The organism is Bifidobacterium sp. LH_389 (assembly GCF_056357235.1).
Window position 1 is genome coordinate 197,823 of the sequence record NZ_JBKEVR010000001.1, and the last position, 19,251, is coordinate 217,073.

At 67.8% G+C, this 19,251-nt stretch carries 13 protein-coding genes and 1 riboswitch; of the genes, 8 read left to right on the top strand and 5 right to left on the bottom strand.

Annotation, left to right across the window (positions count from 1 at the left end):
* The first annotated feature begins 62 nt into the window (after positions 1-62).
* The 3 genes from AC1AZA_RS00815 (at position 63) to AC1AZA_RS00825 (ending at position 3,763) form a co-directional block, all read left to right on the top strand.
* Positions 63-1,250, top strand: a complete 1,188-nt coding sequence (locus AC1AZA_RS00815) for a hypothetical protein (protein ID WP_476512853.1) — start codon at positions 63-65, stop codon at positions 1,248-1,250.
* Entirely contained in the window at positions 1,247-2,470 is a 1,224-nt protein-coding gene (locus tag AC1AZA_RS00820; protein ID WP_476512854.1) for a hypothetical protein, read from the top strand. The genes AC1AZA_RS00815 and AC1AZA_RS00820 overlap by 4 nt, the downstream gene beginning before the upstream one ends.
* 84 nt (positions 2,471-2,554) lie before the next feature.
* The gene (locus AC1AZA_RS00825; protein ID WP_476512855.1) at positions 2,555-3,763 is read left to right on the top strand and encodes a hypothetical protein; all 1,209 of its coding nucleotides are present in this window, start codon (positions 2,555-2,557) and stop codon (positions 3,761-3,763) included.
* An 82-nt stretch (positions 3,764-3,845) separates the two neighbouring features.
* On the opposite strand, the gene AC1AZA_RS00830 is transcribed toward AC1AZA_RS00825, so the two are convergent.
* Positions 3,846-6,287, bottom strand: coding sequence for an energy-coupling factor transporter ATPase (locus AC1AZA_RS00830; RefSeq protein ID WP_476512856.1), 2,442 nt, complete (start codon positions 6,285-6,287; stop codon positions 3,846-3,848).
* Between the two features lie 137 nt (positions 6,288-6,424).
* Positions 6,425-7,000 carry an ECF transporter S component gene (locus AC1AZA_RS00835; protein WP_476512857.1) on the bottom strand — a complete coding sequence of 192 codons (576 nt, stop codon included), beginning with the start codon at positions 6,998-7,000 and terminating at the stop codon, positions 6,425-6,427.
* Between the two features lie 6 nt (positions 7,001-7,006).
* Positions 7,007-7,160: riboswitch (FMN riboswitch) on the bottom strand.
* Positions 7,161-7,305: 145 nt separating this feature from the next.
* Here AC1AZA_RS00835 and AC1AZA_RS00840 point away from each other — a divergent pair.
* Positions 7,306-8,085 (top strand): nitroreductase family protein, encoded by a 780-nt coding sequence (locus AC1AZA_RS00840; protein WP_476512858.1) that lies wholly within the window; start codon positions 7,306-7,308, stop codon positions 8,083-8,085.
* Positions 8,086-8,162: 77 nt separating this feature from the next.
* On the opposite strand, the gene AC1AZA_RS00845 is transcribed toward AC1AZA_RS00840, so the two are convergent.
* The gene (locus AC1AZA_RS00845; protein ID WP_476512859.1) at positions 8,163-9,056 is read right to left on the bottom strand and encodes a glycosyltransferase; all 894 of its coding nucleotides are present in this window, start codon (positions 9,054-9,056) and stop codon (positions 8,163-8,165) included.
* 319 nt (positions 9,057-9,375) lie between these two features.
* Here AC1AZA_RS00845 and AC1AZA_RS00850 point away from each other — a divergent pair, with 319 nt between their 5' ends.
* The 3 genes from AC1AZA_RS00850 (at position 9,376) to AC1AZA_RS00860 (ending at position 12,510) form a co-directional block, all read left to right on the top strand.
* On the top strand, positions 9,376-10,356 hold the full coding sequence (locus AC1AZA_RS00850) for a glycosyltransferase (protein WP_476512860.1): 981 nt from the start codon (positions 9,376-9,378) through the stop codon (positions 10,354-10,356).
* A 50-nt stretch (positions 10,357-10,406) separates the two neighbouring features.
* Positions 10,407-11,171 carry a polyphosphate--glucose phosphotransferase gene (gene ppgK / locus AC1AZA_RS00855; protein WP_476512861.1) on the top strand — a complete coding sequence of 255 codons (765 nt, stop codon included), beginning with the start codon at positions 10,407-10,409 and terminating at the stop codon, positions 11,169-11,171.
* Positions 11,172-11,292: 121 nt separating this feature from the next.
* The gene (locus AC1AZA_RS00860; protein ID WP_476512862.1) at positions 11,293-12,510 is read left to right on the top strand and encodes a pyridoxal phosphate-dependent aminotransferase; all 1,218 of its coding nucleotides are present in this window, start codon (positions 11,293-11,295) and stop codon (positions 12,508-12,510) included.
* A 22-nt stretch (positions 12,511-12,532) separates the two neighbouring features.
* Here the strand turns inward: AC1AZA_RS00860 and AC1AZA_RS00865 are convergent, their stop codons facing one another.
* Entirely contained in the window at positions 12,533-13,336 is an 804-nt protein-coding gene (locus tag AC1AZA_RS00865; RefSeq protein WP_476512863.1) for an ATP-binding cassette domain-containing protein, read from the bottom strand.
* 45 nt (positions 13,337-13,381) lie between these two features.
* On the bottom strand, positions 13,382-15,604 hold the full coding sequence (locus AC1AZA_RS00870; protein WP_476512864.1) for a hypothetical protein: 2,223 nt from the start codon (positions 15,602-15,604) through the stop codon (positions 13,382-13,384).
* Positions 15,605-15,671: 67 nt separating this feature from the next.
* Between AC1AZA_RS00870 and AC1AZA_RS00875 the strand changes: the two genes are divergently transcribed.
* Positions 15,672-19,238 (top strand): tetratricopeptide repeat protein, encoded by a 3,567-nt coding sequence (locus AC1AZA_RS00875; protein WP_476512865.1) that lies wholly within the window; start codon positions 15,672-15,674, stop codon positions 19,236-19,238.
* The last annotated feature ends 13 nt before the right edge of the window (positions 19,239-19,251 follow it).

Consider the following 19,251-nt stretch of genomic DNA (forward strand, 5'->3'; position numbering starts at 1 on the left):
CGGTCGCGAAGGTCCGGAACGCGGGCGCCAAGGGAAAGGCTGCCCGTCTGCCCCGCGCCCGCTTGCGGAAGGACGCCGCGTCGGGCGATGCCACCAGAGCAGACGTCTACCGCTGGGAACTGCGCAAAATCGTCCGGTTCCCCGCGCTATGGGCGTTGCTGGCACTCTGTCTGGCGCTCAACTCATGGGCCATCCTCAGCTCCGCCGGAGGCCTGAGCGGCTGGCGTTCCGACCTCGCATACACGGCACAGGTGGCGCAGCGGCTCGGCACTACCGTGGACGACCGGTTCGTTGCGGCACTCGAAGCCGAGCCGGCCTCCGACGAGCGCGACGGACTGCTGCACTACATCCAATCCGCGCTGGGACCGGGATACGCCGGATGGGACCCCATCGCAGCCGGAGATCGATACGCGGCAAAGCTCAACGATCAGGGACACCCGCACCTCGCCCTGCAGATGCAGCTCAAGGCGCAATGGATCCAACCCCGGGCCGAACATCTGGCCTCCGCCGGCCTGACGAACGACCTGCTCGCCGGACGGGTCACCACGCTGATGCATTCGGCCAACGCAACCCTGATCCAGGTGCTCCTTCTGGAAGGCATGGTCATCGGCTCGCTCATCGTGCTCTACGCCGTCTGCGGCGAACGATTCCACCGCATGACCGCGCTGACCAACGCCAGCCGCGCCGGGCGCAGGCTCATGACCCGCAAGCTCATCGTCGGCATCGGATGCGCGCTCGCGGCCTACGCCATCCTCGCACTGGGATTCCTGACCGTTTCGATGCTGGCCTTCCGCATTCCCGGACTATGGGACGGCAACGTGTCCAGCCGCATGTTCGGCATGGCCACGGACGCCGGCCTGCAGCCGTTCGTCACCTGGACCGACTTCACCATGCGCGGCTACCTGCTCGCCATGCTCGCCCTGGGCGCGTTGTTCACGCTCGCCTTCACCTTGTTCGCCGGCGCGCTCGGCATGGCCCTGGGCAACGTGCTCGCCGCGTTCGGCGGGGTGATGGGCTTCGCCGCCGCTGGGCTCATCGCCATGATGTTCGTCTCCGACGCGCTGGCCTATCAGCTGCTCGGACTCCAACCGATGTACGCGCTCGCCAACGCGAACGCATGGTTCTCCGACATGGGCATGCACGCCGTGATCCCGTGGCAGGAAACCGCCGTGACCCTGATCAGCGCGGCATACTTCGCCGCAGCCCTCATTGCGGCGCGCAAGGCATACTCGAGAAAGGACCTGACATGACCCGGACCACGAACTGGCGCACGACGTGGCGCGTCTTCCGTGCCGAGATGGGCAAGATCTGGCGGCCGCTGCCGCTGCTGGGCACGCTGGCCGTGCTCATCGTCGGATCGTTCTTCATCGTCAACTTCACCTACCTCCACAACGGAGGCGAGGATACGGTGGCGGAAAGCGCCGAATTCGGGCCGGTCTACGACGCGCAGGCGCAGCAGGCCGTCCAATCCGAACTGGACAGGGCCAAGGCGGCGTTCGCGGCCGACATGGCCGCCAGCCCCAGGGCCACAGAGCTGGGCATTACCGACTACGCCGCCTATGAAGCATGGGCGGACCGTATGTACTCGGAAGGCAACAACGACCCGACGGTCACAAACTACGTCTACGGGCTGGCATCCTACCGCAGAATCAATGGCCTCGAACTCATCCAAAGCCAGGCGGGCGCCAGTCCGGATGCGCTGCGATCCATGCTGCTGGGCCAGGCCTGCTACGACTTCCGCAACGCCGACGGCTACCCGTGCGGTACGCTGCCCGCAACGGCGACGGCCCGCATCGATAGCATCGTGAGCCGCTACAACCAGCGCAGCATACTCCAATACAACGTGGTCCTTACCATCCAGGACAGCGGCAAGTGGATGCTCACCACGGCCACGCTCTGCGCCATGATCCTCACCGCCTTCCCCCTGACGCGCGACCGACAGCTCCGCGTGACGGCCGTGCAATGGGCATCCCGAACAGGCCGGGGCATCCGGTCAACGCAGGTACTGGCCATCGGCATCTCGGCGGCACTGATCGGATTGGCCGTCGGAACGCTGTGGAACGTTTGGCTCGGCGTGCAGATGCGCCCGATCCTCGGCTACGGCATCGACTCGGTGATGTACCGGGATACCCCATGGTTCGACGGTACCATCCTGCAATGGCTCGTCGCCTACACGCTGACCGCCATGCTGGCCGCAGCCGCATGCAGCCTGATTACGGCGTGGATCGTCAAGGCGCAGCCCAACGGCATCCGCATGCTGCTCATCACCGTTCCCATCGCCGCCGCCGTGGCATGTCTCATCAATTTCGTGATCGGACCGTACCTGTACCACTTCAGCAACCCGCTCGGCGGAAGGATTCCCATCCCCGGCGCGGAGGCGATGGCGCTGGCGGCCATGCTCGCGCTCGCCGCCGTACTGTGGGCGGTCAGCGCCCGGCGGATTCGGCGCTGCGAACTGCCGAACGATTGAGCTGCTTGCCGTCACCGGCTGGTGTGCCCTGCGGCAAGCCGGACGGCACATCCGGAGCCTGATTCCAGAGGAAGGAGACAAGTCATGCCGCTGGGCCTGATACTCATGGAGCTGCGCAAGATCTGGCGGCCGCTGCCGTTAGCCGGCATTGCGCTGGTGTGCGCGTTCGCGGCGCTGTTCATGATCGGTTCCTCGCCGTTGCTTGTGCATGGAGGCGCGTCGGCCAGAGACGATGATCCGATCGCAGAAAGCACCATGTACGGCACGACGGTCGAGGCTGCAAGACCGGAACTCGAACGGCAATACCGGGAGTTGGTGCCGAAGGCCGATGCGCAGATAACCGCCGTGCCCGCCGCCAAGGCAAAGGGCATTACGGATATGGCGGGTTTCGAACGATGGAACGCACAGTTTCCGCACACGCCGAGCGACGACGATGTAGCGCTGCTCGACGCTCTGACCGGCCTACCGTCGGTCCAAGCGGTCAGTCGCATATCCGCGCTGCTGGAGTCCACCGGCGACAACCCCGAGGATTTCGCATCGCAGATCCGTAGTCGGGCCTCATCCTATCTGGGATTCGGCGACGTACCGCGCAATCCGCTGCCGCCGTTGGCCGAACGACGCGTCGAACGGATTGCGGCCACCTACGGTTCCCGCACCATGCTGGATCTCAACGTCGAGTCGACGATCACGGACAGCGCGCCCATAGTGTTCGCCGCGATTGGCGTGAGCGTGATCATCCTCATCGCACCCGTGCTCACACGGGACCGGCAGCTGCGCATCCGTCAGCTGCAATGGGCGTCGAAAACCGGGCGGAACGCATTGGCGGCGCAGGTCATAGCTGTGGGCGTTTCCTCCGCGGCACTGTCGCTGGCGATTGCGGGGCTGTGGGCGGCATGGACGGCGAATGCCCTGCACACGTGTCTGGGCATCTCCCTGATCTCCTACAATCCGCCCCTCATCTGGTTCGACTGGACCGTCGGACAGTATCTCGCGGCGGTGGCATTGACCGCGGCACTGGCCGGCACGGTGAGCGGACTGCTGGCCGGCTGGATCATCCGCGCCCGACCGGACATGATCCGCATGCTGATCGCAGCCATTCCGGTTGCCGTTGCGATCGGGATCGTGCTGGATCGTGTGATCGGTCGGCAACCGTTCACGTTCGCCAACCCCATGGCGAAGTTCATCACCATACCGGGCGTGGAGCCTCTGATGCTGCTCGCGGTGCTGCTGCTTGTGTCCGTGCTGTGGGCCGTCAGCGTGAGGAGGTTGCGAAGGAAAGAGCTGACCGAGTAGACGAAGGCGAATATCGAGTCTCGGCCGTTTCATCGCAACGGTTTCGCACGGCACGGCGATCGTCCGTCGCCGTGCCGTGCCGTCACCGTGCGAGCACCACGAGCGCGGCCAGATACACGGCGGCGGCCAGCATGGCGGCCACGTCTCGGCCGGCCACCGCCATCGCCCGGTAGTGCGTACGCCCGGAGCCGCCCTCGTAGCAGCGGGCGTCCAATGCGCGGGACAGGTTGTCCGCGTGCCGCAGCGTGCCGGCGAACACCGGCACCACGATCGCGCTCATCGCTTTGGCCCGTTGCAGCGGCGAGCCGGTCTCGATGCTGCCGCCGCGCGCCGCCTGGGCGTCCGCGATCGCCTTTGCCTCGCCGGTCAGCGTGGGAATGAACCGCAGGGCCAGCGACATGACCAGCGACAGTTCGTGCGTGTGCACGCCGAGCCGGGAGAGCGGCGAAAGCAGCGACTCGAAGGCGTCGGTCATCTGCGTGGGCGTGGTGCGCGTCAGGAACACCGCGCCCAGCAGGATCACCAGCGCGAAACGCAGCACGTAGATCACCATCGTCCACAGGCCGTCGTCCGTAACGGTCACCGAACCGAAGCTCCACACCGGCGTACCTGAATGTACGAAGAACACGTTCACCGCGCCGGTCACCGCGAACAGGGCCAGAAACGGGTGCACCGCGCCCAGCAGACGTAGCGGATTGATGCGCGCCGCCGCGATCGCCGCGCCCACCAGCACGGCTCCCGCAACCAGCTGCCAGCCGGAACGGATGGTGAACGCGGAGAACATGAGCACTAGCGTCAATGCCATCTTGACGCGCGGATCCATGCGGGACACCGCGTCGAAGGACCGTTGGCCGATACCGCGACCGTCACCGGCAGGCGGGACGGCGGACGTGGAGCTCGAACCGGCTGTGGCGCCGCCACGCGTGTGCGATGCGGGCCGTCGATGCGACAGGTCGACCACCCGGTCGGCCAGCGACAGCTCCTCGCGGGCATGCGTGATGAGCACGATCGTCACGCCCCGGGCGTGCAGCGTGCGGATGAGCTCGCGGATGCGCGCCGACGCCGCCGCATCCAGACTGGCGGTCGGCTCGTCCATCACCAGAATGTCCGGCCGGCAGGCGATCACACCCGCAATGGCCGCCAAACGCTGCTGGCCGCCCGACAGGTCGAACGGGGAGCGATCCGCCAGATGCGCGATGCCCAGCAGATCGAGCGCGGCATCCACGCGGGACTCCACCTCGGCGGCGGGCAGCCCCTGATTGCGCGGACCGTAGGCCACGTCCTCACGGACCGTGTCCGCGAACAACTGACGCTCGGGATGCTGCATCACATAGCCCACATGCCGGCGAAGCTCACGCCGCTCCCGTTTGCCCGCGCGCGCCACGTCGATGCCGTTGACCGTGATGCTGCCCGACTGCGGTTTGCCGAGCGCGCAGATCATGCGGGCCAGCGTGGATTTACCCGTGCCGTTGCGCCCGATGAGTGCCACCGTCTCGCCCTGCGCCACGGTCAGATCGAGGTCGGCGAGCACCGGAACGTCGGGGGAGTAGGCGAAGGAGACGTGGCGGACCTCGATGGCGGGGGCGCCGCCCGGCGTTTCGTCGGACGGTTGGACGGCACGTCGGTCGCCCAACCGATTGGATGGTTGATCAGCCAGCCGGTCGACCGGATGGTCCGATCGGTCGTCGGCAGGTCGGCTGGACGGTTGATCGGCCGACACGCGGCATGTCGGTTGCCCGTCCGGCCCGTCGGCCGAGCGAACAACCGACCGATCGTCGGTCACGCGGCCGGAGGAGACGGTCACGATCCGTTCGCCGCGGCGGGCCTCGTCGGCGCTGTGCGTAATGTGCACGATCGTGGTGCCCCGCGCATGCAGTGTGTCCAGAATGCGCAGGATGTCCGCCCGGGCGGCCGTGTCTAGCATGGCGGTCGGCTCGTCGAGGATGAGCAGTTCGGGATCCATGGCGAGCATGCCGGCGATCGCGGAACGCTGCTGCTGCCCGCCGGACATGCGCGTGGGATCGTCCTGCGCGTGGCCGGCCATGTCCACGGCATCCAGAGCCGCGTCCACGTGCCGGACAATGTTCCCGCGCTCCATGCCGAGGTTCTCCGCGCCGAACGCCACGTCGTCCGCCAATACCGTGGTGACGATCTGATCCTCCGGATTCTGGAACACCATGCCGATGCGATGCCGCACGGCCCGGTATTCGTCCGGATGCGCGCCGGAACCGCTACTGTCGGCGTCACTCCCGTCGGCGTAGCTGTCCGCACCGGCACCGGCGTGGGAGGGGCCGTCGAACACGCGGTGCCCGAGCAGATCCACCGTTCCGTCGTCCGGGGCGGTCAGACCCGCCATGATGAGCGCCAGCGTCGACTTGCCGGAGCCGTTCGCGCCCACCACGCACACGTATTCGCCTCGGCGGACGGTCAGGTCAACGCCGTCCAGCGCCCATGAGGCAACGTCGTGGTAGCGGAAGCGGACGCCGTGCAGGCGGATGGCCGGCGCGGAATCGAGGGGTGTCATGTCGGGGGATGTCAAGTGTTTTCCCTTCGGGACGCAGAAGATGGGAACATCGGGAGATGATACGCGCGTGGGGCACGGCCCCGCCGGTGCAAACGGATGCCCGGCAAAGACCATGCCCCACGAACGGTCACGGGATGCTATGCGCGCTTGTCCAGCAGGTTGGAGATCGGCTTGTAGATGAGGAACGTGACCACGCCGTGGATCGCCATCTTGATGATGTTGAACGGCAGGAGGATCGGCACGATCATCGGCACCACGGCGGAGACCGGCATGTTGAAGTAGAACGGCGAGACGATGAGGTTGCCCACGATCGCCGCCGCGATGGCCACCACGGCACCGGCGACGATGCCGATGACGGCACCCTTGCGCGTGCGGTTGCGCTTGTAGACGAACGCGGCCGGCAGGCTCAGCGCCAGCGAGACGAGGATGGCCATGGCCGCGCCCCACGGGTCGGTGAACACGTGCGGCACGAAGCCGAGCACGGAGACGATGGCCGCGGCGGCCGGACCGTACGCGAAGCCGGCCACGAGGGCCACGATGCCGGACGGATCGTACTTGAGCCACTGCACGCCCGGCAGGATCGGGAATTCGATGAAGCTGAGCACGATGGTCAGCGCGACGAACAGCGCGTAGACCGCGATGCGCTTGGTGGACCAGCGTCCGGAATCCGAGACGCCGGTGGAATGATCGGTGGTAGGCGAAGACACGCTCATGAGAGCACCCCGTTTCTTCCATCCGGACTGTAACCGTTGGCCCCGGAATCCCACCGGATCAGCCGCCTTCGCGGGTCGCGGGCTTCGGCGGACCATCCGTTATGCATGCCGGATGCGCCGTTACCGCCAGTAAGGAATTGCACCTTCCCTGAAACTTGCAAGCGTCACTATACACCATGTCCGGACGACCGCGGCCGTCCGGACGCGAATCGCGGGACCCGCCGGCGCATGATCTTGCTCACAATCCCGCTCGCACCGGGCGAACGGCGGCACGCCCGCGCCCCGGCGGCGGGATAATGGGAACCATGGAACATACGCAACTCATTGATGCCATCGATATCCGCACCGCCGTGCGCGCCTACGACCCCGACGAGATCGCCGACGACCAGGCCCGCCAGCTGAGCATGACGCTCGACGCGGTCAACATGCTCTCCGGGCTCAACATCCAGCTGGTGCGCGACCAGCCCAAGGTGTTCGAGGAGGCCAATGCGTCCGGCCATTACACGAACGCGGCCAACTATCTGGCGCTCGTCGGCCCGAAGGGCGACGACGAGGCCAAGGAGAAGGCCGGCTTCTACGCCGAGCGCGTGGTGCTGGCCGCCACGCTGTACGGGCTCGGCACCTGCTGGGTGGGCGGCAGTTGGGACCGTGTCGAAGCGGCGAAGCACTGCCGCGTCACGCCGAGCCAGGAGCTGTACCTCGGCGTGGTGATCGGCCACCCGGAGCATCACCTGACCTACACGTCCAAGTCGTTCGACGAGCTGTCCGAAAACCAGCGCACGCACAGGCCATCCAAGTCGTTCGAGGATCTCACCCGCACCATGGACGCGCAGACCCGCGATCAGGCCCCCGACTGGTTCAGGGCCGGCGTCGAGGCCGCGGCGAAGGCGCCGAGCGCCATGAACCGCCAGCCCGTGCTGTTCTCCTGGGATCCGGAGACCGGCACCGCCATCGCTTCCATCGACCCGGAGCTGAAGAGTCCGGCCTCCCCGATCGATCTGGGCATCGCCAAGCTGCACTTCCAGATCGGCGCCGGCGCCGGCGACTGGGGCTGGGGCGATGGCGCCATGTTCATCAAGCGCTGAACGGCACCGGCGCGTCCGGCGTCCCGCGCCTGCGGAGTTGACGCCGGACACCGGCCGCATACGCCGGTTGCGCACGGTCACTGTCCGCCTTGTCCGTCCCGCCCGCCGTGCCCGGCACCTTTGCGCGCATTCTCGCCGCGCAAGGCGACGGCCGCACGGTAGGCCACCTGCCGCAGCCCGGTGGGGACGAGCCGGTACAGCGCCCGCACGGCGACGTTGCGCGCGAACTGAACTGGCGTGACGAATCCCATGCGCAAGAATTGGCGCTGCAGGCCGATCTCGCCGCGGAACATTGCCATCCCTCCGCGGCGGGAGTAGGCGCCGGCGTCCACGCGGTACAGCACCAGCACGTCCGGCACGTTGTGCAGCGTCGCGCCGCGCATGATGAGCCTCGCCCAGAGCAGGTAGTCCTCGAATCGGCCGGCCCGTTCCGGGTACCCGCCCGCCGCCAGCACCACGGACCGGCGGAACGCCACGCTGGGATGGTGCAGCGGCGACTGCATGCGCGCGTAACGGTCCAGCGCCTCTCCGCCGGCCGGCAGCGTGCGCACCTGCCCGCGTTCGAGCGTGCCGCCGCTCTCCGTGAACTCCTGGATGGCCGAACCGACCAGATCGGCGCCGGCCTCCAATGCCGGAATCTCCACGGCGTAGCGGCTCGGCAGGGCGATGTCGTCCGCATCCGCACGGGCCACGAACTCATGGTCGCACGCCTTCAACCCCGCGTTGAGCGCCGCCGCGAGACCGGACGGGCGGGGCAGACGCACCACCGTCGCCCGGATGCCTTCGCGTCCCAGCTCGGACGGCAGTCGGTCCAGATACTCCTCGATGTCTGACGGAACCTCGCCGTCCCGCGCCACCACCAGCTGCGCCGGCCTGACCGTCTGCTCGACGGTGTTCGACTCCACCGCGCGCCGGAAGAACGTCAACGAATCGCCACCGTACACCGGCAGCAGCACCGAAAAATCCTGCATGCCGACCATCCTACCCACAGGCGCCCATCACCTGAACGGTCCACCCGTTCGCCCCGTCCGTCCGCCGCAGGCGCGCCGGGCCTCTGGTTCGGCAGAAGGTCATGCGAATCGTTGGGGACAATGTCACCGCCGTGGGGTGACGGCGTGGGCACAATGTCCCCGGCATCCCATGGACATCTGTGGCTCGACGCGCGACGGAACGTGTCGGAGCGGATCGGTAAGGGGACGCAATGGCTGACCGGGCGGCGGTCCGGCGTCGGGCGGGACAACGGTCGGACCGCGTGGGAAAGCCGTTGCCCGGCCCGCTATAATGACGCTCGTGAACAGAGCAACCGTTACCGCCGTAGTCGTCTCGTACAACCGTCCGCAGCTGCTGCGCGAATGCCTCGACGGGCTTGCGGGGCAGACCAGACCGGCGGACCGCGTGATCGTGGTCGACAATGCGAGCACGGACGAGGCGCCCGAGGTGGCCAGAACGCATCCGATCGGTGCGGATGTGGTGGAACTGAGCCGCAACTACGGGGGAGCGGGCGGTTTCTGCGCCGGCATGGCACTGGCGTTGGACGCGGCGGTGACCCCGGACTTCCTATGGGTGATGGACGACGACACGATCCCCACGCCGACCGCCCTGAACGAGCTGCTCAAGGCCGCGCAGGCGTGCCGGGAGGCGAACGGCACGCTGCCCACGGTGCTCGGCTCCAGAACGCTGTGGAAGGACGGGCGCGAGCATCCCATGAGCCGTCCGCGCCCGCGAATGTGGCTGTTCCGCGGCGAACGAGAGTTGCCCGCCGCACACGAGGGGACCGAACGTGCGTTCCAGGCGAGGTCCATGTCGTTCGTGTCCTGTCTGGTGAACGCACGGGCCATGCTGGAGCTCGGCGCGCTGCCGTGCACGGCGTTCTTCCTGTGGAACGACGATTTCGAGTTCACCACGAGGCTGCTCAGACGCGGCATCGGCTACTACGTGCCTGCCAGCGAAGTGGTGCACAAGACGAAGGTGTTCGGCTCGTCCGATGCCGACCCGGGCCGTCGGTTCCGCTTCGAGGTGCGCAACAAGATCTGGATGATGCGCGCATGCCGCGGCGACTTCACCGCCCGCGAGTATATGGAGTTTCTGCTCAAGACCGTACGGCGCTGGACGCTCACGTTCGTGCGCTCGAAAGACCGGGCCCTGCTGCGTCGCAGCGGCATGGAGGGACTGCGCGAGGCACTGGCCGCACCGCCCGCGTCCAACGCCGAACTGCTGGCGGCGGAACCGGACGTGTGTCGCGCTGTGGAAGCGGCCGAGAACGCGCGGTAGAATCGCCTCGTACCGGTTCGCTAGCCCTTCTCACGCAAAGGAGATCGAAGATGATTGCAACAGCTCAGGCGTTTGGCGTCGACATCGGTGGTTCGGGCATCAAGGGAGCCCCCGTCGATCTGGAGCAGGGAGACCTTGCCGAGCCGAGGCTCAAGATCCTCACCCCCGAACATTCCACGCCGGATGCGGTCGGCGCGATCGTCAAGCAGCTGCTTGACCACTTCGAAGTGCCGGCCGACGCCCCGGTGGGAATCGCCTTCCCCGCCCCGATCAAGCCCGGCAAACCGCTGGACTTCATGGCCAACCTCGACCAGTCGTGGATCGGCGTGGACGTGCAGCAGTGCTTCTCCGAGGCGTGCGGACGCCCCGTCACCGTGGTCAACGATGCGGATGCCGCAGGACTCGCCGAAGTCCAGTTCGGCGCTGCAAAGGGCCAGGACGGCCTCGTGATCGCCACCACGCTGGGCACCGGCATCGGCACGGCGCTCATCTACGACGGCGTGCTCATCCCCAACTCCGAGCTCGGCCATCTGGAGCTTCCCAAGGGCAAGGGCGACGCGGAAAAGTACGCCGCGGCCTCGATCCGCGAGCAGGAGAGCCTGGGCTACAAGCGGTGGGCCAAGCGCCTGACCAAGTACTACGGGCTTGTGGAGCACTACTTCAACCCCGACCTGTTCGTGGTGGGCGGCGGCGTGAGCCGCGTGAGCGAGAAGTTCCTGCCGTACGTGGACATCAAGACCCCGATCGTGGCCGCCAAGCTGCACAACTCCGCGGGCATCGTGGGCGCCGCCTATTACGCCAGCATCAAGAAGTGACGGACGCCTGCCGCGTCCCGTGACTTTTCGCCCGCCCGTCCGGCCCGTTCGTCCGCCGGCCGGGCGGGCTTTGTTGTTATGCGGCCGGTCCATGGATGCGCGGCGAGCTAGAGTGGATGCCATGACCGTGCATTTCTCCAACCGTGTGGGCCCGCGCGCCCTCAATCCGATCGCCGTCGCCGAACTCGCCGTCAGGGAACGCGGCGTGGCGCTGGGCAAGCTCAACGATTCCAACCCCACCCGGCATGGACTGAGTTCCGCCGAGGTGCCGTGGACATATACGGCCGAACCGCGCGGCCCGCGCAAGGCACGCGAGTCGCTGGCCCGTCACCTGACCGCCCTGCATGCGCGGGAAGCGGACGGGACCGGCGCAACGTCCGGAACGACGGCAGGACCGATCGACCCGGACGACCTCTACCTGCTGAGCTCCACCTCCGAGGCATACTCGTGGCTCATCAAACTGCTGTGCGACGCCGGGGACGCGGTGCTGGCGCCCAAGCCGGGCTATCCGCTCATCGAGTCGATCGCCGGACTGGAATGCGTGGACGCGATCGAATATCAGCTGCTCTTCGACGGTTCGTGGATGATCGACGTGGCGGGCATCGAATCGCTGCTGGACGGTTCCGACGGCGACCGCATCCGCGCGCTGGTGCTCATCAACCCCAACAACCCCTCCGGCTCGTACATCAAGCCCGACGAGCGCGAACGCATCGTCGCCCTGTGCCGCGAGCACGGCATCGCGCTCATAGCCGACGAGGTGTTCTTCGACTACGCCCTCGAACCGTTCGATAACCGTTCGAGACTGGCGGGGGAGACAGGTGCCCTCACCTTCGCGCTCGACGGATTCTCCAAGATGCTGGCCGCGCCAAACGCCAAGGTCGGCTGGATTCAGGTGTCCGGACCGGCCGAGGACGTGGCCGAGGCCAAGCGTCGCCTTGACGTGATAGCCGACGACTACCTGCCCATGAGCGACATCATCGCTAGTCGCATGGACGCGTTGCTCGGCGTGGCGGGGGATCAGACCGCACGGGTTCTCGAACGCGTTCGAGGCAATCTGTCCCGGCTGCACGCCCTGCTGGCGGCGGACCCGCTCGGCGTGGTGTCCGTCCTGCGCGCCGAGGGCGGCTGGAACGTGCTGCTGCGCTTTCCGAGCGTGATCGACGAGAACGAGCTCGTGCTACGCCTCATCGCCGACCACCACCTGACCGGCCAGCCCGGCTACTTCTTCGACATGACGTCCGACGGCTATCTGGCGATCTCCCTCCTGCCCGAGCCGGACGAGTTCGAAGCCAACGTGCGCGCGGTGCTCGCCACCGTGGCCGCCATGCTGGAGTGCTGAGGCAGCAGGCTCGGTTCCCCGTCTACCGCGCCGCTCGCAGGGCCTCGGCCTTGCGTCGGATCAGCTCCTCGTAGAAGGCGACGGCGTCGTCCGGCGTGCCGTCGAAGACGATCTGATGCTCGTCCAGTACCAGCGTGCGGCCGATCGCATACTCCGGCCGGCGGATGAGATCGGTGTCGTGCGTGGCGAAGATCACCTGCTTGTTGTAGCTGAACAATGCCGCCGCCACATGCGCGGACCCGACCTCGTCCAGCCCCTTGGTCGGCTCGTCGGCCACGATCGCGGCCGGGTTGAACAGCAGGGCCGCGGCGATGGCCAGCAGGTGGCGCTTCTCCGCGTCCATCTCGGATGCGGCCCGGCGTGCGCTGTCCGACAGCTTGAAGTGCGCCAGCAGGTTGCCCACGATCGCATTGCGCTCGCCCTCGTCCACCTTGCGCTTCTTCAACGGCTGGGTGAGCGCGTCGGCGATGTCCTTCGCCTGGTAGAACGCGTTGGGGATCTCCTCGCGGCGCACACGGCCCACGAGCTGTTCGATGCGTTTGAGATCGTGCTTGGACGCGGTGTTCAGCGTCTGCCCGCCGACCGTCACCCGCACGCCCTCGGACGGCACCAGCGCACCGTCGAGCAGCTTGAGCAGCGTGGTCTTGCCCGAGCCGTTGAGGCCGATCACCGCCACGCGACGGTCCGATTCGGGGATGGACAGCGTGGTGCGCAGCAGGCCCACGCCGCCGTCCTCATACGTGTAGCCGACGTTGCCGAGCTCGAACGAGGCCGTGTCCGGATGGTCCTGGAATGATTCGCGCTTGCGCAGAAAATCGAACAGCATGCCTCCAGTATGGCACAGTCCGGTGAACCCGCGCGGTCCGGACGGTTACAGCGCCTTGAACCAGGATGCGAACGACGTCCACAGGTCGGGCACGAGTCGGTACATGGAGTCCTGACGGCCCACCACGAAGATGGAGAAGAACGTCACCACGGCGGAGACGAGCACCAGGGCCATGGCGATGCGCGTCATGCGGCGCTGCCCCAGCGGCACCGACAGCGCTGTCGAACGTTCGATGCCATCCGCAGCGTCTCGCGAGGGGGTGAAGTCCATGAACGCGAGCATGGCGAACAGCGCCGCCAGTGTGACGAGCCAGCTGAAATCGGTCATGTACCGCCAGCCGAACCCGGCCTTCTGCGCGTCGAACAGCATCACCGCGGCCGCGCATCCGAGCGCCGTCCAGCCGAACCCCCACAGGTGGCGCGCATGCAGCCTGCGGCGCAGGAACGGGAATGCGAAGGCGAGCAGCAGCACCGGTATGGCGAAGAACAGGCCTCCGATCGACGGTTCCATGTACTGCCAGTTCACGTAGGGCGAGGGACTGATCGCCAGGAACGGGAACACGTCGATGAACCGCGGCGGCAGCGCCAGGAAGTAGAACAGCGTGAGCGGTAGGTCCGCCAGCGGCGCCTTGTAGTGCGTCAGGTCGATGACGGTCATCTGGTAGTCGTTGCCGAAGTCCAGGAACGAGCCGAACCGCCAGCGGTTGTACCACAGCAGCGGCAGGGCGACCGCGATCGCCGGGACGGCCATGGCGGCCAGCGGCTTGACGATCTCGGCCGCGCCCATCGTCCGGTTCCTCACGCCCGTGAGGATCGCCTTGATGTCCTGCCAGAAGATGGGGAAGGCGAGCAGGGCCGCGAACACGTACATTGTGCGGCACCCCAGGTTCGCCGCGATGCACAGCGCGCCGAAGCCGACGCGCAGCCACGAGAGCCTCCCATCGGGGCGCTTGGCGCCGAGCCACAGCCACAGGCCGAGCGTGGTGAGCAGCAGGGAGGAGGTCATCGGCACCGCGTAGAAGTTGCTGCGGTAGCACAGGTACGGCACGTTCGCGCCGCCGACGAACACGAGGATCGCCAGCCCCACCGCGGCAAGCGACGTGCCGGGGAAGTAGCGGCGCACGATGCGCACCACGAGCAGCGCGCCGAAGACGAGCGCGCCGAACATCATCCACGCCAGCGCGGTGGCCGTGGGCAGCATGCCGCCGGTGACCGCCTGATACGGCAGATAGAGCAGAACCGCGGGGATCGCCCCGAAGTACGAGTACCAATGGCCCTCGAAGAACACGTAGTCCCAGTACACGGGGTGCACGCCGGCGCGCACGAGCTCGTTGCGGGTGGCGATGTCCAGCGGGTTGGCGGCCTCGGCCAGCTCCTGCGGCACTGGCAGGTCGAGCCACGGCTGGCCCTTGAGGATCGAATCGGCCAGATGCGCGTACTGGTCGAAGTCGTACGTGAACTGGCCCGGGTGGTGGTAGACGCCGGGGGAGAAGAACCACACGTTGCCGACGGTGATGGACAGGGCCGCGATCGCGGCGGGCGTGAGCAGCGCGGCCATGGCCCAGCGCTGGGCGCGCGAGTGCGTGTCGAGCGGGATGCGCCACAGTGCGCTCGAGGGGCGGAAGACGATCAGGAAGGCGGCCACGCACGCCATGGCAAGCAGCCGGATGGGGTTGACGGCGAGCGGCACGCGGGCGTTGACCGTCATGGACGTGAAGCGGATCTTGCTGCCGGCGGCCTCCTGGAACCACAGGCGCACCGCCTGGACATTGCCGGGGATGCGGTTGCGCAGGTAGTTCGATTCCTCGATGTTCGCGTTGTAGAGATCGGCCCGGTTCGCTTGCCACTGCCCGTCGAGCTTCACGTCGAGGCGCACGTTCGTCATGGACAGCGTCTCGTTGGCGTTGTCGTACGTGTCGTCGAGCAGGGCCAGTCCCCACGAGTCCTTCGGCCGGTTGTCCTGCGTGGTCTGGCGGGCCTGCTGGAGCATCTCGTCCCATGAGCCTTCGGCGTCCACGTGCACGTAGCCCACCGGCGCGTCCACCCGGTCGATCTCAAGATAGGCCTGCGTGGGGTCGGTGATCTCGTAGGCCCCGGTACCGCGCACCGCAAGACCGGACCCGACCGTGGCCTGCGCGGCGTCTGCGGCGGGCGCGGCGGAGGCGAGCGAACGCCAGTGCGGCAGGTTGAAGACGAACAGCTCCGCCAGTGCGATGACGAGGACCGCGATCCAGATCGGGCGTGTGCATCGATGGAACAGGCGTGTCATGCGGGGCTTCCTCCGGTGTCGTTTTTCTCAGGGCTTCATGTCGGCCAGCGTTGGGACAATACGTAGCATGTCTCAAAAGCCCCAGTATAAGAAGCACGCCGGATTGCGGCGGATCATCGACCGGCTCAGGGGACAGACGGGCCGCGGCACCGACACCTTCGCCGAGGCGCTCCGATCCGTCGAGGAGCAGCGCCGGTCCGGCGGCAGTCCCGACATGGTCACCGAACTGACGCGGCATTCCCGTCCGCTCGGCCCGCTGGTCAAGCGCCGCGTGTTCGACCACGGGCTTGACGGCGTGCCCGCCGGACTCAAGCTCGGCTGGGCGCAGCTGCCGCAGATGCGCGGCCGGGGCTTCTCGCTCGGCGTGTTCTGCGGGCGGCACGATGCTAACTACGCGCAGATCGCCTTCGCGGACGACCAGGGCCGTGTCTTCGTCACCACCGACCCCAAGGCGGACGTGCACGACATGACCCCGCGCTTCCTGTTCGGCAAGGAAGGCAAGGTGCGCCTGCCCTACGGCCGCCGGTTCGGCAAGGACGACCGGGGCGCCGAGACCGTGGAGGCGCTGACCGGCGGCGTGGCCGGACGCGACGACGCCGGCAACCTCAACTGGCTCGCCTCCTGGCTCAAGGTGGGCGACCGCTACACGCTCGAACAGCTGCGCCCCAAGCTGCCGGACGACCTGCGCTACGACCTCGAATACCGCGATGCCATCGCCATCGCGTTCTTCGCCACGTACATGCTGCCCCAGATCCACGGGCTGCTCGTCGGCTTCGGGTCGGGCAACATCTTTCGCCGTCTCAACCGCGAGGCCCCGATCGGCGCGATCCGCCGCTCCATCCGGGACACGCTCGAGGCGAGGGCCAAGGGCATGCGCGCCTCCGGGCTCGAGGACCAGTTCGCCGACCTGATGCGCGAGGCCGGCGCCCTGGGCGACGTCTCCGGGCTCGAACCGGTCCACGGCGCCGAACCGCTCCACCTGTACACGTCCAGCTATTCGGGCGGCTACTTCTTCGGGTGGGATTCCTCGCTCGCCTTCCCCGCAGCCCTGCGCTCGCTGAAAATCGAAGGCAACCTCAACCGCTTCGCCGCGGTGAGCAGCTGGCTGGAACGCAACGCATCCATCGGCGCATTCCCCACCGAGGACACCGTCACCCGCGCCGAAGCCGCGCAGATCGACCAAGCCATGCTCGCCAACCCCGCGCTCATCGCCCTCGGCACCGACGGCTACGCGCCCGACTTCGACCCGGTGCACGCCGACGGCACCGCGGCCGCATGGCGCATGGTGGACATCGCCCGGCGCACGGCCGACGGCATCCGCGCCGAACACCCCGACCCGTGCCGGCATACGGACGCCGGAGGAACCGGGGCCGACGCCGCGAACGCCGGACCGTCCGGGGCATCCGAACCGTCCGAATGGGTGTACCGCCAGACCCTCGGCTCGCTCGTCCGCCGCCTGCGCCTGCCCTACCGGTTCGACGTGGAATTCCGCTCCGACCTGGCCGCCGGCACCGCAGCGCTCGCCTTCACCACCGCCGGCACCGCCATGATGCCCTCCAGCCGCTATGACGAGACGCATCACCGCTGGGTTGACCTTTCGGACGCAGCACGCGCCCACATGAGCGCCGCCTACAACCTGCGCGTCGGACTGATCATGGCCGCGCTCGCCTTCGGTGCGGACGAAGGCATCCGCGAAGTCTGCCTGCGCATCGACTCGATCGGTCTGGAGGAGGCCGTGGCCGAGCAGGACTCCGCCATCAGCGACATGATGCGTCAGGCGCTCGCCACGTTCGAACGCATGCGCGCCGGCTCGCTCGGCGTGCCCGGTCCCAAGGCCGGCCCCAAGGACGGCGACGTGCACGGCGACCCGTCGCACACGCTCGTCTCCGGGGAGGAGAGCGCCCCGGCACCGGCGGCCGATCCGTCCAAGGACGCGACCGTCGACCCGGCCGCGGATGCGAACGCCGCTTCGAATGCGCAGCCGGAAGAGGCGGAAGCGTCCGGCGGGACCGCGGCCTCCGGTCCGTCGGACGGGGACGGGACCGCGGGCAACGGCTCCGGCGCAAGACCCAGCGACGATCAGGTCAACGCCGAGTTCCGCAGCCTCATGCAGGGCGCCGATCTGGACGAGACATTGTTCGCCCCGGCTCCCGGCGGCAACATGGACGGCAACATGGGCGACGGTTCCGTGGCCGGTTCCGGTCGGGACGGCGAACCGGACGCCATGGACGGGCTCATGCAGGCCGACGCCGACGAAGACGGCGATGATGATGTCGATGCCGACGATGACGACCCGATGGCCGTGCTGCGCCGCAACCCCTCGGTGCGCAACCTCGTCAACGTCACGTTCGACCGCGATCGCTTCCTCGAACGCTACCGCAGCGAGGGGCTGGCCCATCCGCTCGACTTCTACCGTGCGTTCCGCGCCGTGATGGACGTGGACCCGCAGGGCGGGCTGAGCCCCGTGACCGCCGACTTCGACCTCGGCGACGCCCGGTTCGCCCCGCGCGGCTCCCAGGAGGAACCGGAACTGTCCACGCGGAGCCTCGACCCGGCACCCCGGCGCATCCTCGGCTGCGAGGACACCACGGGTCTGGCCATCCAGCGCGAGGACCTGCTGCAGCGTGCCGTGGCCGACTTCCACCGGATCGCCGCGGACGAGGGCGAACCCTCGGTGGCCAAGGCGCAGCATGCGATGGCGATCGTCAATCGCATGGCCGACCCGGAGCTCGTGGAGCTGGCGCCGCAGGTCACCAGTGCGCTCATCGACGGCCGGGACACGCCCGAGCTCCGGTTCGATCTGGCGCAGGGACTGGACCGCGAGCGGCTCAGGGCCCGCGACCAGCTGTTCTCCGGGCAGACCGATCAGGCCATCGAGACCATCGAGGCGGCCCTGAAGCGCATGGACGACACGTTCGCCGCGCAGGGCGTGCCGCGGTACTTCAACTCGTACGCCGAGCGCGTGGTCTACAACCGCCTGTTCGCCACCCCGGGCGAGACGACGGTGCTCATTCCGGACAACCTGTTCTACGCGCACATGGAGATAGCGGACGTGCTGGCGCAGCTCAAGGGTGCCAAGGCCGCGTTGCCGCACCTCAACCGCATGGTGGCGTACGCGCCCGCCTACCCGCTGTCCCACATGCGGCTCGGCGTGCAGCTGGCGCGCAGCGAGGACTGGGATTCCGCGCGCGCCGCATGCCTCAACGCGCTGCGCGTCTCGCTCGACCGGGACGACGCCGCCTACGCCTACTACCGTCTGGCCTATGCGGCGTGGATGCGCGACGAGTTCGACGTGGCCGCCGCCGCGTACATCATGAGCGACCACATCTCCGCCGGGTCGATCGGCTCACTGAACGGCGAACTGCAGGAGCTGCTCGCCCGCGCCGACTCGCAGTGCATCCCCGTGCCGCGAGACGTGCCGCAGGCGCAGGCCGTGCTGCGCGAGCGTGAACTGCCGGTCTGGCCACACACCGAAGTGGCCGGAATCGTGCGCGACGCCGCCCGCGTGACCGTCGATCAGGGCATGTTCGTACCCGCGCGCACGCTGTCCGTTGCCGCCGCCCGCATGAACGACGGCGACGACCGAGGCGTGGACGCCGTGCAGGCGCAGTTCCTCCGCTCGCTCAACGCGTAAGGTGCGAACCGGG

Coding starts and splice junctions, on each gene's coding strand:
- AC1AZA_RS00820 (WP_476512854.1), top strand. CDS start 1,247: ATGACCCGGACCACGAACTGGCGCACGACGTGGCGCGTCTTCCGTGCC.
- AC1AZA_RS00825 (WP_476512855.1), top strand. CDS start 2,555: ATGCCGCTGGGCCTGATACTCATGGAGCTGCGCAAGATCTGGCGGCCG.
- AC1AZA_RS00830 (WP_476512856.1), bottom strand. CDS start 6,287: ATGACACCCCTCGATTCCGCGCCGGCCATCCGCCTGCACGGCGTCCGC.
- AC1AZA_RS00835 (WP_476512857.1), bottom strand. CDS start 7,000: ATGAGCGTGTCTTCGCCTACCACCGATCATTCCACCGGCGTCTCGGAT.
- AC1AZA_RS00840 (WP_476512858.1), top strand. CDS start 7,306: ATGGAACATACGCAACTCATTGATGCCATCGATATCCGCACCGCCGTG.
- AC1AZA_RS00845 (WP_476512859.1), bottom strand. CDS start 9,056: ATGCAGGATTTTTCGGTGCTGCTGCCGGTGTACGGTGGCGATTCGTTG.
- ppgK (WP_476512861.1), top strand. CDS start 10,407: ATGATTGCAACAGCTCAGGCGTTTGGCGTCGACATCGGTGGTTCGGGC.
- AC1AZA_RS00860 (WP_476512862.1), top strand. CDS start 11,293: ATGACCGTGCATTTCTCCAACCGTGTGGGCCCGCGCGCCCTCAATCCG.
- AC1AZA_RS00865 (WP_476512863.1), bottom strand. CDS start 13,336: ATGCTGTTCGATTTTCTGCGCAAGCGCGAATCATTCCAGGACCATCCG.
- AC1AZA_RS00870 (WP_476512864.1), bottom strand. CDS start 15,604: ATGACACGCCTGTTCCATCGATGCACACGCCCGATCTGGATCGCGGTC.
- AC1AZA_RS00875 (WP_476512865.1), top strand. CDS start 15,672: ATGTCTCAAAAGCCCCAGTATAAGAAGCACGCCGGATTGCGGCGGATC.